15 protein-coding genes are annotated in these 13851 nt (G+C 64.8%); 8 read left to right on the forward strand and 7 right to left on the reverse strand.

Annotated features, from left to right (window positions below; translation table 11 throughout):
* Window positions 1-35 precede the first annotated feature (35 nt).
* Together RFA01S_RS05460 and RFA01S_RS05465 are read left to right on the forward strand one after the other, a co-directional pair.
* Window positions 36-446 carry an NUDIX hydrolase gene (locus RFA01S_RS05460; RefSeq protein ID WP_027498464.1) on the forward strand — a complete coding sequence of 137 codons (411 nt, stop codon included), beginning with the start codon at window positions 36-38 and terminating at the stop codon, window positions 444-446.
* 60 nt (window positions 447-506) lie between these two features.
* Complete coding sequence (locus RFA01S_RS05465; protein WP_032365137.1) at window positions 507-1259, forward strand: isocitrate lyase/PEP mutase family protein; 753 nt, start codon at window positions 507-509, stop codon at window positions 1257-1259.
* A gap of 57 nt (window positions 1260-1316) precedes the next feature.
* On the opposite strand, the gene RFA01S_RS05470 is transcribed toward RFA01S_RS05465, so the two are convergent.
* The 5 genes from RFA01S_RS05470 to RFA01S_RS05490 form a co-directional block, all read right to left on the reverse strand.
* On the reverse strand, window positions 1317-3503 hold the full coding sequence (locus tag RFA01S_RS05470) for an AAA family ATPase (protein WP_032406514.1): 2187 nt from the start codon (window positions 3501-3503) through the stop codon (window positions 1317-1319).
* Between the two features lie 21 nt (window positions 3504-3524).
* Entirely contained in the window at window positions 3525-4379 is an 855-nt protein-coding gene (locus RFA01S_RS05475) for a CDP-alcohol phosphatidyltransferase family protein (protein ID WP_032406513.1), read from the reverse strand.
* 7 nt (window positions 4380-4386) lie between these two features.
* A complete protein-coding gene (locus RFA01S_RS05480; RefSeq protein WP_027498460.1) occupies window positions 4387-5103 on the reverse strand; it encodes a phosphatidylserine decarboxylase in 717 nt (238 codons plus the stop codon).
* Window positions 5104-5242: 139 nt separating this feature from the next.
* Window positions 5243-5512, reverse strand: coding sequence for a GlsB/YeaQ/YmgE family stress response membrane protein (locus tag RFA01S_RS05485; protein ID WP_027498459.1), 270 nt, complete (start codon window positions 5510-5512; stop codon window positions 5243-5245).
* Window positions 5513-5600: 88 nt separating this feature from the next.
* The gene (locus tag RFA01S_RS05490) at window positions 5601-6065 is read right to left on the reverse strand and encodes an SRPBCC family protein (protein ID WP_027498458.1); all 465 of its coding nucleotides are present in this window, start codon (window positions 6063-6065) and stop codon (window positions 5601-5603) included.
* A gap of 168 nt (window positions 6066-6233) precedes the next feature.
* Between RFA01S_RS05490 and RFA01S_RS05495 the strand changes: the two genes are divergently transcribed.
* The gene (locus RFA01S_RS05495) at window positions 6234-7397 is read left to right on the forward strand and encodes an IS30 family transposase (protein ID WP_371829089.1); all 1164 of its coding nucleotides are present in this window, start codon (window positions 6234-6236) and stop codon (window positions 7395-7397) included.
* Window positions 7398-7448: 51 nt separating this feature from the next.
* On the opposite strand, the gene RFA01S_RS05500 is transcribed toward RFA01S_RS05495, so the two are convergent.
* Window positions 7449-8225, reverse strand: coding sequence for a DUF1206 domain-containing protein (locus tag RFA01S_RS05500; RefSeq protein ID WP_139278392.1), 777 nt, complete (start codon window positions 8223-8225; stop codon window positions 7449-7451).
* Window positions 8226-8709: 484 nt separating this feature from the next.
* Between RFA01S_RS05500 and RFA01S_RS05505 the strand changes: the two genes are divergently transcribed.
* From RFA01S_RS05505 to RFA01S_RS05525, 5 genes are all read left to right on the forward strand, one after another.
* On the forward strand, window positions 8710-10365 hold the full coding sequence (locus RFA01S_RS05505; protein ID WP_032365141.1) for an NAD(P)/FAD-dependent oxidoreductase: 1656 nt from the start codon (window positions 8710-8712) through the stop codon (window positions 10363-10365).
* Window positions 10362-11795 carry an ATP-binding protein gene (locus RFA01S_RS05510; RefSeq protein WP_032390652.1) on the forward strand — a complete coding sequence of 478 codons (1434 nt, stop codon included), beginning with the start codon at window positions 10362-10364 and terminating at the stop codon, window positions 11793-11795. The genes RFA01S_RS05505 and RFA01S_RS05510 overlap by 4 nt, the downstream gene beginning before the upstream one ends.
* On the forward strand, window positions 11792-12136 hold the full coding sequence (locus RFA01S_RS05515) for a UBP-type zinc finger domain-containing protein (protein WP_032390651.1): 345 nt from the start codon (window positions 11792-11794) through the stop codon (window positions 12134-12136). The genes RFA01S_RS05510 and RFA01S_RS05515 overlap by 4 nt, the downstream gene beginning before the upstream one ends.
* Window positions 12137-12216: 80 nt before the next feature.
* Window positions 12217-12894, forward strand: a complete 678-nt coding sequence (locus tag RFA01S_RS05520; RefSeq protein ID WP_032406510.1) for a GOLPH3/VPS74 family protein — start codon at window positions 12217-12219, stop codon at window positions 12892-12894.
* Window positions 12895-12901: 7 nt separating this feature from the next.
* Window positions 12902-13504: a DJ-1/PfpI family protein gene (locus tag RFA01S_RS05525; protein ID WP_032369823.1), complete on the forward strand. Its 603-nt coding sequence runs from the start codon at window positions 12902-12904 to the stop codon at window positions 13502-13504.
* Here the strand turns inward: RFA01S_RS05525 and RFA01S_RS05530 are convergent.
* Entirely contained in the window at window positions 13484-13831 is a 348-nt protein-coding gene (locus RFA01S_RS05530; RefSeq protein WP_032386652.1) for a DoxX family protein, read from the reverse strand. The genes RFA01S_RS05525 and RFA01S_RS05530 overlap by 21 nt on opposite strands.
* Between the last annotated feature and the right edge of the window lie 20 nt (window positions 13832-13851).

Here is a 13851-nt window from a genome sequence, read left to right on the forward strand (position 1 = left end):
AACCGGACGTTTCCGATAGAGAGAGTCGATCGTCGATGAGTGAACCGAGACCCATTCGCACCGCCGGTCTTGCGTACGTTCGCCACCGCCGCATGCTTCAGACGCGGTCGACGGGCAAATCTGCCTTCTACATGGCCGGCGGCAAGATCGATCCCGGCGAGTCGCCCGAGCAGGCGCTGCACCGCGAGATCAGGGAAGAACTCGACGCCGCGGTCATCGACGTTCGGCTGCTCGGAGTGTTCGAGTGCCAGGCCTGGGGCCATCCGATGGGCACCCCGCTCGAGATCACGTGTTTTCTCGCCGATCTTGCCGACGAGCCGACGCCGACCAGCGAGATCGCCGAGATTCGGTACTTCACTCGCGACGAGTACGCCGCCATGCCCGATGTCGCCCCGGGGTCGTTGATGGTGTTCGACCGAATGAAGGCCCTCGATTTGATCGACTGAATCGCGTATGTTGGATGTGGGAGAACGTACGTTCTCCACAACCGCCGCGAAGGAGTCTCCATGACCGACCTGTCCCAGAAGGCCACCACCCTGCTCGAGCTGCACCAGCCGGGCAACCCGGTCGTCCTGCCGACCGTATGGGACGCCTGGTCCGCCAACCTCGCCGTGTCCGCCGGCTTCACTGCACTGACCGTCGGCAGCCACCCCGTCTCCGACTCCATCGGCAAGCCCGACAACGAGGGCATCACCTTCGACGAACTGCTCACCCGCATCTCCCAGATCTCCGCCGCCGTGGACGCACCGCTCTCGGTCGACATCGAATCCGGCTACGGAGAAGACCCCAAGCGCCTGATCGACGGACTGATCTCCGCCGGAGCCGTCGGCCTCAACATCGAGGACACCGTCCACAGCGAGGGCGGCCGACTTCGCGAAGCACAGGAACACGCCGACTTCGTCGGAGCCCTCCGCGCGGCATCTGACGCCACCGACGTCCACGTCGTCATCAACGCCCGCACCGACCTGTTCGTCAAGCAGATCGGTGACGAGAACGATCGCGTCGACCGCGCCATCGCACGCCTGAAACTGGCCGCCGCTGCCGGTGCCGACTCGCTCTACCCCGTCGGCTTCCACAACGACGACGACTACAAGCGTCTCGCCGAAGAACTCCCGCTGCCCATCAACGCCATCGCCAACCCCGCCGAGGGCGACCTCTCGCACTTCGCTTCCCTCGGCGTCGGTCGCATCAGCTTCGGCCCGATCTTCCAGATGGTGCTCGCCAAGCGCGCCGAAGAAGTTCTGGCCCGCTGGAAGTAAGTGCTGCGCAGTGGTGTGGTTATGTGCCGCGGAGGGCGCATAACCACACCACTGCCGCTAGGCACTCCCGTAAGCCCGCAGATGCGCCACCTGCTCGGGATCGAGTGACGGTTTGACCGTCGCCCGAGCGGTGGCGACATCCTCGGCGGTGACGTCTGCTGCGTCCATCGACCGACGCATCGCCGTCAGTGCGGCCTCGCGCAGCAGGGCCGCGCAGTCCGCGGCGGAGTAGCCGTCGAGATCGCGTGCGAGGGCTTCGAGATCGACATCCTCGGCGAGCGGGATCGACTTGCCCGACGCCTTCAGGATGTCCACTCGCGCATCGGCATCCGGCGGCGGGACGAAGACCAGGCGCTCGAGCCTGCCGGGCCGCAGTAGAGCCGGGTCGATCAGATCGGGCCGGTTCGTTGCGCCGAGAACGACGACGTCGCGCAGTGGTTCGACGCCGTCGAGCTCGGTCAGCAGTGCCGCGACCACTCGGTCGCCGACACCGGAATCCGAACTCTGCCCGCGACGCGGTACGAGGGCGTCTACTTCGTCGAGAAAGATGAGCGAGGGGGCGGAGTCGCGGGCGCGCTGAAACAGTTCGCGCACAGCCTTTTCCGAGGACCCGACCCATTTGTCCATCAGTTCCGCGCCCTTGACCGAGTGCACGCTGAGCTGGCCCGAACTGGCCAGGGCGCGCACCAGAAACGTCTTGCCGCATCCGGGTGGGCCGTACAGTAGAACTCCGCGCGGTGGCTCGATGCCCAAGCGCGCGAACGAATCCGGATGACGCAGCGGCCACAGGACGGCCTCGGTCAGGGCCTGCTTGGTCTCGACCATGTCTCCCACGTCCTCGAGGGAGAGGCTGCCGATCGCCAATTCCTCGGCACCCGAGCGCGACAACGGCCGAATCACCTGCAACGCGCCGATCAGGTCGTCGTGCATCAGTGAGGCGGCCGTGGCATCGTTCGATGCCCGCGCAGCCGCTCGTAGCGCCGCTTCGCGCACCAGGGCAGCGAGATCGGCGACAACGAAACCTGGTGTCCGTGAGGCTATTTCGACAAGGTCGACATCACCCTGAGGGACCTTCTTCAGTAGATGCTCCAGTAACGCTCTGCGACCGGCGGCATCGGGGAGAGTGAGGGTCAGTTCGCGATCGCACAGATCCTGCCCACGCACTCTGGCGTCGGTGGCCTCGGGATGTGCAGTCGTGACGATCAGAGCGAAGCCCGGAGTGTCCACGGCACGGCGCAGCACATCGAGGACGAACGTCGACGCAGGCTCCGGATCGGACGGCAGCAACGCGTCGACATCGGTGATCAGCAGCACCCCCGCGCCGGTCAGTTCGTCGACCGCAGCAGTGACGCGTTCGACGCGAGCCGACGCCTCCAATGCGCCGATCGACGGCCCGTCCAGCACGACGCATCGCCGTTCGCCGATGACGGCGCGTGCCAACGTCGTCTTGCCCACTCCGCCGGGGCCGGTGATCAGCACACCCAGATGCGGAGATGCGCCGAGGGTGGCGAGCAGTTCCGACTCGTCGAGCGCCAGTCGTAGCCACTCGGTGAGTTTGGCCTGTGCAGTGCTTACACCCACCAGGTCGGCCGCGCTTACGCGTGGCGGGGCCGCAGCTCCGGGCGTCGGAACCGATGTGGCCGAGGCCGATTCGGGTGATCCCGAGGCGACCGTGCCGCGCCCCCAGCTCACCGCAGAATTGGGTTGCACGCTCACGGGACCGCCGGAGGGTTCGACGGCCGAGACCGTCAACAGTTCGGTCGTCCACGCCACCCCGAACGTTCGCGACAGTGCCTGCGTGGCCGTCGACGTCGATGTGCCGGGCCCCAGATCGCGGGGGAGGAGCGACACGGTGTCGCCCACGGTGAGGACCTTGCCGAGTAGCGCTTGGCGCAGGGTGGCGTCGGAAATGGAACCGGTGGCCAGGGCCGACCCGGTGACCGTGACGGTTCTCGCCCCGTAGACCGTCACGGGAGCGACTGCCACAGAGGCATTTTCGCGTAGTCCGGCGTTGGAGAGCGTGACGTCGTCGAGTAGCGCGGTACCCTGCGGGATTCCGTTGGGAGCCTCGGCAACCACCGCAGCCGTACGCCGAGAACCGATGAGCGAGACGGCATCCCATTCCCGCAGACCGAGCGCCGCCAAGACCTCGGGATGGAGTCGGACGACGCCTCGCCTGGCGTCGGCGGCCGAGGTGTTCAATCGGGTGGTGAGAACGAGCTCGGGGGTTCGGGATTCGGTCACACGTCCAACCTAATGGGGTCGTCAGCTGCGCGGTCGGCGAAGTCCCAGACGCGCCTGCGACCGGCGCGCGTTGCCGGGCGACCGTCGAATGGCGCGGCGTTCCGCGCGACGCTCGGCCGGCTTCGCATCCCACGTGTACGGGCGTGCAGCCGTCCAGCGCTGCGAGCGCACCGCGAACGGAATGTGCACGAGGTAGGCGAACACCAATCCCATCAGCAGGACCAGCGGGAAGGTGATGAGCGCGGCAGCGAGCAGCGCGACCAACACCAGCAAACCGGCGGCCAAGCGCGGTGGCACCGAGACCGTCTTGAGCGCGAGAGTGGGGATGGTGCTCACGATCAGACCAGCGGTGAGGATCGACCAGCCGGCGACGACGTAGAACGAGGCCCACCAGCCGTCGCCGAATTCCTCGAATGCAGCGATCGGGGCGAGCGCGATGAGTGCACCTGCGGGTGCGGGGACCCCGGTGAAGAACTCGCGGGCGTACGCCGGGGTGTCGTCCTCGTCGAGCAGGGTGTTGAACCGGGCGAGTCGGAGCACGATGCTCACGGCGTACACCAGTGCGACGATCCAACCGCCACTACTGCCCTCGAGCAGAGTCACGTAGAGCACCAAGGCGGGCGCGACGCCGAACGAGATTGCATCGGACAGAGAATCCAGTTCGGCACCGATCTTGCTGGTGGCGTCGAGCAGACGAGCGATGCGGCCGTCCAGTGCGTCGAGGATCGCAGCGGCACCGATCATCGCGAGTGCGGTTCCGAGTTGACCGTCGAGAGCGAACTTGACTGCCGACAACCCGGAGCACAACGCGAGAATGGTGACGACCGACGGAAGCAGACGGATAGCAGCAGGCGGCTTGGCGCTCCTGGTGATCATGTCGTTTCTACTGGGGGAGCTCGGCGAGTACCGTCTCGGCACCGACTGCTCGTTGGCCGCGTTCGACGAGGAGCGTCGTCCCGGCCGGGAAGTAGGTGTCGACGCGGGAGCCGAATCGGATCAGGCCGTACGTGTCGCCGATGGAGAGCACGTCTCCGACCTTCGCGTTGTTGACGATGCGTCGAGCGATGAGACCGGCGATCTGCACCACGCCGACGTGGTGACCGGAATCGGTCTCGATGTGCATGCTGTTGCGCTCGTTGACCTCACTGGCCTCGGCCAGGTCTGCGGACTTGAACTGACCGCGGCGATGTACGACCTCGACCACGCGTCCGCCGACGGGAACACGCTGCACGTGCACGTCCAGAACGGACAGGAAGATGCTCACTCGCGGCACGGGCTGTGCACCGAGATCGAGCTCGGCGGGCGGGACGGCGGTGTCGACGAGGGTGACCAAACCGTCGGCGGGAGCGACGACGACGCCGGGGCGGTTCGGCGGCACGCGCGACGGGTGGCGGAAGAAGGTGGCGCAGGCTCCTGCGGCGACGAGCCCGGCATTGCGGACCCACTTCGACCGACGGCCGAGCACTGCGACGGCCAGGGGACCACCGACGAAGGGCAGTCCGGCGGGGTGTAGCGGTGGAACCGTTTCGCGAACCAGGTCGACGATGTGAGCCACTCCCGTGCGGGGTGGTTGATCAATCGGGGCGGGACGGCGTGCCACGGTCTCCTCTTACTGTCGGGCGAGCTCGGATGCGGGCAGGGATTGGACGCCGGGAGCTGATCGGACGGCGAACAAAACGACTGCCGGGGCCCTCACAGAGTACGTGAGCGGCCCCGGCAGTCGGGAAGTGCGAGTGAAATCAGACGCGGCTGCGACCGGTCACGAGCTTGACCAGGAACAGCAGGATGCATGCACCGAGGATGCAGGTGATGAAGCTGAAGATCAGGCCGCCACCTTCGACGTCGACGCCGAAGACCTTGAGCAGGTATCCACCGATGAGGCCGCCGATGATGCCGACGACGATGTTCAGGATGATGCCCATCTGAGCATCGGTCTTCATGATCTTGCTGCCGATCCAGCCGGCGAGACCGCCGATGATGATCCAGCCGATGATTCCGAGACCCAACATGTGTTGCCCCCACTTTCCGTGTGTATCGATTGCTTGTCGAAACCATGGATGCCCAGGGGTAACAAACCTGAAACCTTCCTGAGAAAAGTTATTTTCGGCTCGACTTTTCGCTTTCGGTCTTGATGCGTCGGAGCGTGCTGTTCATGCCTTCGACCAGCTCGACATCGAACTCGTCGATCCCGCCGAGGATCCGCTTGACCAGCAACGACGACACGGCCGAGGTGCCGCTGGGGGCTTCCCGCTTCTCGACGACGGTGGTTCCGGTTGCCGTCGGAGTGAGCGTGTACGACCAGATCGTCTTGTTCTCGACGATGCGGAACGCCAGTGCCTTGTTCGGCTCGAAGGTGACGACCTTGGCGCTGGTCGGCCACACGAGCAGGCCCTTGCGGTTGATGTTGAGCGTTCGGGTGCCCTTGCCGACGGGTCCGCCGAAGACCTTCATCTTCTTGCACTGCGGACTCCACTCGCCCATGCGCTGTAGGTCCGAGACGACCGACCACACGGCCTGCGGACTGGCATCGATGTCGATCGTGGCTTCGAGGGTCTTGCTCAACGTGGGCCTCCGGGTTGTAGGAATAGCTGCAACTGATCGTCACACCAATCGTGTGCATCCTATGTGGCCGTGACCACACTCGGCCACCATGTGAGTGGAACCTCGTAGCCCACTACGGGCGGATTCGAGCGGTGGTTGCAACGTGCCTGATCATTAGGGATGTTTGCGATGGTTCACCCGGGTTTCTCACATCAGGTTCGGATGACGCTCTGGTCACTGCGGAGCAGTGGCGTGACGATCAAGGACGCTGCCCTCGCAGTCGGTATCAGCGAGGGCAGCGGCTGGAACTGGGTGTACGAACGTGGTGGTGTGCGTCCACGCTCGACACCGGAGCCGACGGGCCGTTTCCTCTCACTGGAGGAACGCGAGTTCATCGCCGACGGTGTCCGGGACGGCTGGACGATGACCGCGATCGCGACATGCCTGGGGCGAGCGGTGTCGACGATCAGTCGAGAACTCAAGCGGCACAAGTACTTCCGCGGACAGTACAAGCCACATCAGGCCGAGCGTGATGCCCGAAAGGCAGCCAAACGCCCGAAGAAGGGCAAGCTCGAGCTCACGCCGTTGCTGCGCGATCGGGTGCAGGCGCTGCTCGAGTTGGACTACTCGCCCGAGCAGATCTCGGCGACACTGAGGAAGGAATTTCCTCACTCGCCGGAGATGCATGTGTCGCACGAAACGATCTATCAGACCCTCTACGTTCAGAGCAAAGGTGGCCTGACCAAGGAGCTGACCAGGCATCTTCGGACTGGCCGGCCGGTGCGGCTGGCGCACCGCCGCACCACCGAACGGCGATCGAAAATCCGCGGGATGATCAACATCTCCGAACGGCCCGCCGAGGTCGCCGACCGCAACGTTCCCGGCCATTGGGAGGGTGATCTGATCATCGGCACCAAGGGCGGGTCGGCGATCGGGACGCTGGTCGAGCGGACCTCGCGGTTGGTGATGCTGCTGCATCTGCCCATCGATCATTCGGCGGCGTCGGTGGCCGAGGCGATGACGAAGAAGATCGCGGAACTGCCTGCGGCACTGATGCGTTCGATCACCTGGGATCAAGGTGGCGAGATGGCCAAGCATGCCGAGATCACCGTCGCCACAGGGGTGCAGATCTACTTCTGTGATCCGCACTCCCCGTGGCAGCGGGGCACCAACGAGAACACCAACGGTCTGCTCCGTCAGTACTTCAAGAAGGGCACCGACTTGTCGGTGCACGGTCCCGAACGGCTCGACGAGGTCGCCGCTCTACTGAACAACCGCCCCAGAAAGACCCTGGGATGGGATACTCCACTCGAGGAGTACAACAAACGACTGCTCGTTGCGACGACCACGTGAACCCGTCACGAACTTCCACTCACATGCGAGCGAAGCGAGCTCCACTCCTGCTCACATGCGAGCGCGGCGAGCCAGAATGAATGCATACAGGCCGTACAGAGCGATTCCCACGCCGGCGAGGATCAACAGAACCTGCCCGTACGGCTGGGCTCCCAGGGTCTTGACGGCACCGTCGATTCCGGTGGCCTTCGACGGGTCCGACTGCAGTACCGCTACGACGACGAGGATTCCCGCCCCCACGAGCGCCGTGCCCTTGGCCGCGTATCCGGCGATGCCAAGTTTCACGACCGCTCCGCTCTGACTGCCTTCGAGGTCGTCGAGGAAATTCTTCGAGACGCCCTTGTAGACGTGGTATCCGCCGACGCCGATGACGATCAGGGCGATGACGATCAAAACGAGCTTGCCGCCACCGGATTCCATCAGTCGCGCCGAGTAGCCGGCGTTCTGTTGCCCACTGGACTTACCGGATCCGGTCGCGAAACCGTAGGTAGAGAATGCGAAGGCGATGTAGACGACGGCCAGCGCTGCCGCCTTCAGTCGATCCATCGCGCTGCCCTCGTCGGAATCGGACTTCTTGCCGACGATGGCCTCGACGATGCGCCACAGGGCCAGTGCCACGAACGCGACGACGGCAACCCACAGTGCGATCTTGCCGCCGGGCTTCTCGGCCAGTTCTGCGAGTGCTCCGGACTGGTCGGCGTTACCGCCCTGACCGAACGCCAATCGGATGGCGATGTACCCGATCAGGATGTGCAGCACTCCGCTGACGAAGTGGCCGGCCCGGGCCGCCTTCTCGAATGCACCGTTGTCCTGAACCGAATTGGCCAGTGATTTTCCTGTTCCCGAATGTCCCGACGTGGATTTTCCCGACGTGTTCACGAACGTTCCCCGATCAGTTGATGTGGGCCGATGTTTACCCCACGTAGAGCGGGGAGAAACGGTCTTTCGGCGCGAAACGCCGTACGAGATCCCAGCCCGGCGTTAACGCCGGGCGGACACTGATCGATGTAGCAAGCGGAGTGTCGGGACCAACGAAGAAATTGTTCGGAGTGATCCACCGTGAAATTACAGTCGATAATGCGTCGTACAAGCAGTGATCTGCCCCTGTTGAAGACCGCCAGGATGAGCGGCAGTCCGCGTACCTGGCCTGCCGAGAAGCTCGAGCGGCTGCTCACCCCGCAGGAGATCGATCTGATCAGGCGCGGCCGAATCTGACCCTGCTGTTCCCAGGCTCGACGCCGTCACTCACCTCCCATAGGGGGTCCGGTGGTGGCATGCTCATGAGGTTGACGAGCACCAGTCCTGGAGGGTCATGAAACCGGTCATTCTCAGCGTCGACGACGATCCCGGAGTATCGCGTTCGGTCGCCCGCGACCTGCGCCGCCGGTACGGCGAGCAGTACCGCATCGTGCGCGCGGAATCCGGTGCCGGGGCGCTCGATGCCCTCAAGGAACTGACGTTGCGCGGCACTCCGGTCGCGATTCTGTTGGCCGACTACCGCATGCCGAACATGAGCGGCATGGAATTTCTCGAACAGGCCATGGATCTGTTCCCGACGGCGCGGCGAATCCTGCTCACCGCCTATGCCGACACCGACGCTGCGATCGACGCCATCAACGTCATCGATCTCGACTACTACCTGCTCAAGCCGTGGGATCCACCCGAGGAAAAGCTCTACCCCGTCCTCGACGCTCAGCTCGAAGCCTGGTGCGCGTACGACCACCGGGCCGTGGAGGACACCAAGATCGTCGGCCACCGCTGGTCTGCGCGGTCCTCGGAGATCAGGGAGTTTCTCGCCCGCAATCAACTGCCGTACCGCTGGTACATGTCCGACGAATCGGAGGGTGCGCGGCTGTTGGCCGCGGCCGGAGTGGCCGACGACCGCCTCCCGGTGGTCATCACCACCGAAGGTGACGCGCTGATCGAGCCGTCCGATGCCGAACTCGGCAACCGCCTGGGGCTGACGGTCTCACCGTCGGAAGAGTTCTACGACCTCGTTGTCATCGGCGGCGGCCCGGCCGGTCTCGGCGCTGCGCTCTACGGCGCGTCCGAGGGCCTGCGCACCACGTTGATCGAGCGCACCGCGACCGGCGGGCAGGCCGGGCAGAGTTCACGCATCGAGAACTACCTCGGCTTTCCCGACGGCGTCTCGGGCGCACAACTCGCGGAGCGGGCTCGGCGGCAGGCGCTGAAGTTCGGTGCCGAGGTGGTCACCACGCAGGACGTCGTGGCCCTGGAGACCAACGGCGCTGCGCGGACCGTGCGGTTCGCCGACGGCCGCAGCATCAGTGCCCAGACGATCATCCTGTCCACCGGCGTCGCCTACCGCCGGTTGGAGGCCCCCGGAATCGACGACTTCACCGGTCGCGGAGTGTTCTACGGCTCGGCGATGACCGAGGCAGCTCGCTGCGCCGAACAGGACGTCTTCATCGTCGGCGGCGCGAACTCGGCCGGCCAGGCGGCGGTCTATCTCTCGCGGGGCGCGAGGTCGGTGACGATCCTTATTCGCGCGGCGTCCCTAGAGGCATCGATGTCGTACTACCTCATCAAGCAGATCGAGGAGAACCCGAAGATCAGCGTTCGGCCGTGCACCGAGGTCGTCGGCGTCTCTGGTGACGGGCACCTCGAGCAGATCACGCTGCACAACAGGGCAACCGACGAGACGACGACGGTGGACGCGCAGTACCTGTTCCTGTTCATCGGCGCGGCACCGCGCACCGATTGGCTCGAGGGCGTGCTCGTTCGTGACGATCATGGATTCGTGGTGACGGGCCCCGATCTGGTCGTCGACGGCCGCGGTCCTGCCGGGTGGACCCCCGCGCGGCTGCCGCATCACCTCGAGACGAGCGTGCCGGGAGTGTTCGCGGCCGGGGACGTCCGGTCGGACTCGGCCAAGCGGGTTGCCTCGGCAGTGGGAGAAGGAGCGATGGCCGTGATGTTGGTGCACAGATACCTGGCAAATCCGTGAACGCGCCCCTGTGCGATCCGGAGGAGTTGCGGACGCTGTTCTTGTTCGAGCAGCTCACCGACGCACAGCTCGCCGAGCTGTGTCGAGACGGCCGTATCGAAACGATCGAGCCGGGGCCGGTGTACGCGGAGGGCGACCCAGCGACGTGCTTCTACGTGTTGATCGAGGGCTCGGTGGTGCTTTCGAAGCTCTCGGGCGGGGAAGACCTGGTGGTCAATCGCACCTCGCAGCGCGGGGTGTATGCCGGTGCGTGGCAGGCGTATCTGGGCGATCGAGTACCGCAGACCTATCAGGGTTCGATGCGGGTGACCGCGCAGTCCCGGTTCTTCGTCCTCGATGCCGACTGCTTCGCCTCGATCGTGCGCGAGTGGTTCCCGATGGCGTTGCATCTGCTCGAGGGATTGTTCTTCGGAAACCAGAACACCAAGCAGGTCGTCGAGCAACGAGAACGCTTGTTGGCGTTGGGTTCTCTGTCGGCCGGGTTGACGCACGAGCTGAACAATCCGGCCGCGGCCGCGGTGCGGGCGACGTCCGCGTTGCGGAATCGGGTGGCGCACATGCGGCAGAAATTGGCAATGATTGCCGGCGGGACTCTCGATCGCTCGAGCTTGTCGCATCTGGTCGGACTGCAGAACGAGGCCGTGGAGTTGGTGGCCAAGGCGCCCAAGTTGACGGCCATGGAGGCGTCGGACCGGGAGGACGAGCTCGGAGAGTGGTTCGACGACAACGGAATCGACGGGGGATGGGATCTGGCCCCCACTTTCGTCTCGGCGGGTCTCGACGTGCCGTGGCTGGATCGGGTGTCGGCGACGGTGGGGGATCCGGCCATGCTCGAAGGGGCGATCAGGTGGCTCAACTACACGGTGGAAACCGAGTTGTTGATGAACGAGATTTCGGATTCGACCACTCGGATCTCCACTCTGGTCGGCGCGGCCAAGCAGTATTCGCAGATGGATCGAGCGCCATATCAGACGGTGGATGTTCGGGAACTGCTCGACAGTACGCTGATCATGTTGGGGCGCAAGATCGGTGACGATATCCGCGTGGTGAAGGAATACGACCCGTCGGTACCGCCCATTCCTGCGTATGCCGCCGAGCTCAATCAGGTGTGGACCAATCTGATCGACAATGCGGTGCAGGCCATGGAGGGCCGCGGCACGCTCACCGTTCGCACACTTCTCGACGACGATCAGGTGCAGATCGAGGTGTGCGATACCGGACCCGGTGTGCCGGAAGACATTCGGTCGCGAATATTCGAGCCGTTCTTCACCACCAAGGCCGTCGGTGAGGGCACGGGGCTCGGTCTGGACATCTCGTGGCGGATCGTGGTGAAGAAACATCAGGGCGATCTGCGAGTGGTGTCCCAGCCGGGGGACACCCGATTCATCGTGCGGCTGCCCGTTCATCCAGCAATCGAGGAGGCATCATGACAATCGACGGTATCGATCCGACAGTCTCGCCGTCCGGCCCGGGCTGCGTGGAGTGCACGCAGACGCAGGGGTGGTGGGTGCATCTGCGGCGGTGTGCGCAGTGCGGGCACATCGGGTGCTGTGATTCGTCTCCGTCGCAGCACGCCAGCAAGCATGCCGAATCCACTCGGCACCAGTTCGTGCGCAGCTTCGAGCCCGGCGAGGACTGGTTCTACAACTACGAGGACGAGCAGATGTACGACGGGCCCGAACTTGCTCCGCCGCAACATCATCCGCTCGACCAGACGGTTCCGGGCCCTCGTGAACGGGTGCCCTCGAATTGGCAGAGTCTGATCAACTGAATGGGCGGGGCCGACTGAACAGTCGATTTCGCGCGGATGAACACCGCAAATCGAGTGCGCACTGTGGGTAATCTCGCAGCATGACCTTGATTGCGGAGGACCTGCTGCTGTTGTTGCTCGACGACGAATCGGGCAAGCCATCGGCCGATTCCACCAAGTTGCCCCGTGTTCTCGCGGGTGCGCTGGTCGTCGAGCTCGCCCTGGGCGGGTCGCTCCGCATCACCGGTCCCGGTGAGCAGACCAAGAAGGACCACGTCGTCGTCGCGGGAGATCCGCCCGCGGACCCGTTGCTGCGCCGGGTGTTCGATCTGGTGGCAACGGCGTCGCGGTCGATGAAGCCGCAGAAGGTGATCGAGAAGTCGCAGAAGAATCTGGCGAAGGAACTGGCTGCGCGTCTGGTCGCGCAGGGCTTCGTCACCGAGAAGCAGGACAAGGTCTGGGGGCTTTTCCCGACGACGACGTGGCCGGCTCGCGACACCTCGCGGGAGAAGGTGCTGCGGGATGCACTGCGGAGTGCTCTCGTCGACGGCACGACGCCGACGCCGCACTCGGCTGCTCTGATCTCACTGATCTCGGCAGTCGATCTGACGCACAAGGTCATCGTCGATGCCGACAAGAAGGTGCTGAAGACGAGGGCCAAACAGATCGCCGAGGGTGAGTGGGCGGGTGCAGCCGTCCGCAAAGCGGTCTCGGACGTCAATGCCGCGGTGACGGCAGCGATCATGGTGCCCGTCATCGTTTCGACCACGAGCAGCTGAGGCGAAAATGAGAAGTATTGCGATTCTGTTGTTCGACGACGTCGAGGTGCTCGATGCCTGCGGGCCGTTCGAGGTGTTCTCGGTGGCCAATCGGGTGGCCCAACGTGCCGGTAGCGCGGTGCCTTTCGACGTGACGCTCGTCGGGCTCGACGATGCAGCGGTACGCGCGCGAGGTGGGATGAGGATCGGCGTCGACACTACGATCGACGATCCACGGACCTACGACCTCGTCCTGGTTCCCGGCGGTGTCGTCGACGCGATCGAAGCGGACGGCCGAGTTCTTCAGTGGCTGCAGCGACTTCGACCCACCGCAGAAGTTGTCGCATCGGTGTGCACCGGTGCTTTCGTTCTCGCCGCGGCGGGCCTGCTCGATTCGCGTCCGGTCACCACGCACTGGGAGGACCTCGACCTGTTGCGCACCCGCTGGCCCGCGCTGGCCGTGCACGAGGGAGTTCGATACATCGACCACGGTGATCTGGCGACGTCGGCCGGTATCAGTGCAGGCCTGGACCTTGCGCTGCATCTGGTCGCGCGGTGGACGAGCGCCGATCAGGCTCTCGCCACCGCGGGCCAGATGGACTACGACTGGTCAGGCGCTGAGCACCCGTAGGACCAGGGCAACGACGGCGAACACGGCCAGGCCTGCCGCCGGACCGAATTCCTTGTCCTTGATGCGCAGGTGCGCGACGACTGCTCCGACGAAGTACGCGATGACGCCGATGGCTGCCGCGACTCCGATCGGCCATGCGAACAGGCCGACGAGCAGGCCGACGGCACCGAGGATCTCCGCGTAGGCCAACCACGGAATCTTGTCGGCGGGCACGCCCACCTGCTCGAGCATCGGGACGACGGAGGGGTTGCGCGTCAGCTTCCCGACGGCGGAGAACGTGAGTGCCACGGCCAGCAGCACCGACACGACGACTGTTGCGATGAACATGAGCCCTGCTTTCATTTCTG

The organism is Rhodococcoides fascians NBRC 12155 = LMG 3623 (assembly GCF_001894785.1).
Lineage (GTDB): Bacteria > Actinomycetota > Actinomycetes > Mycobacteriales > Mycobacteriaceae > Rhodococcoides > Rhodococcoides fascians.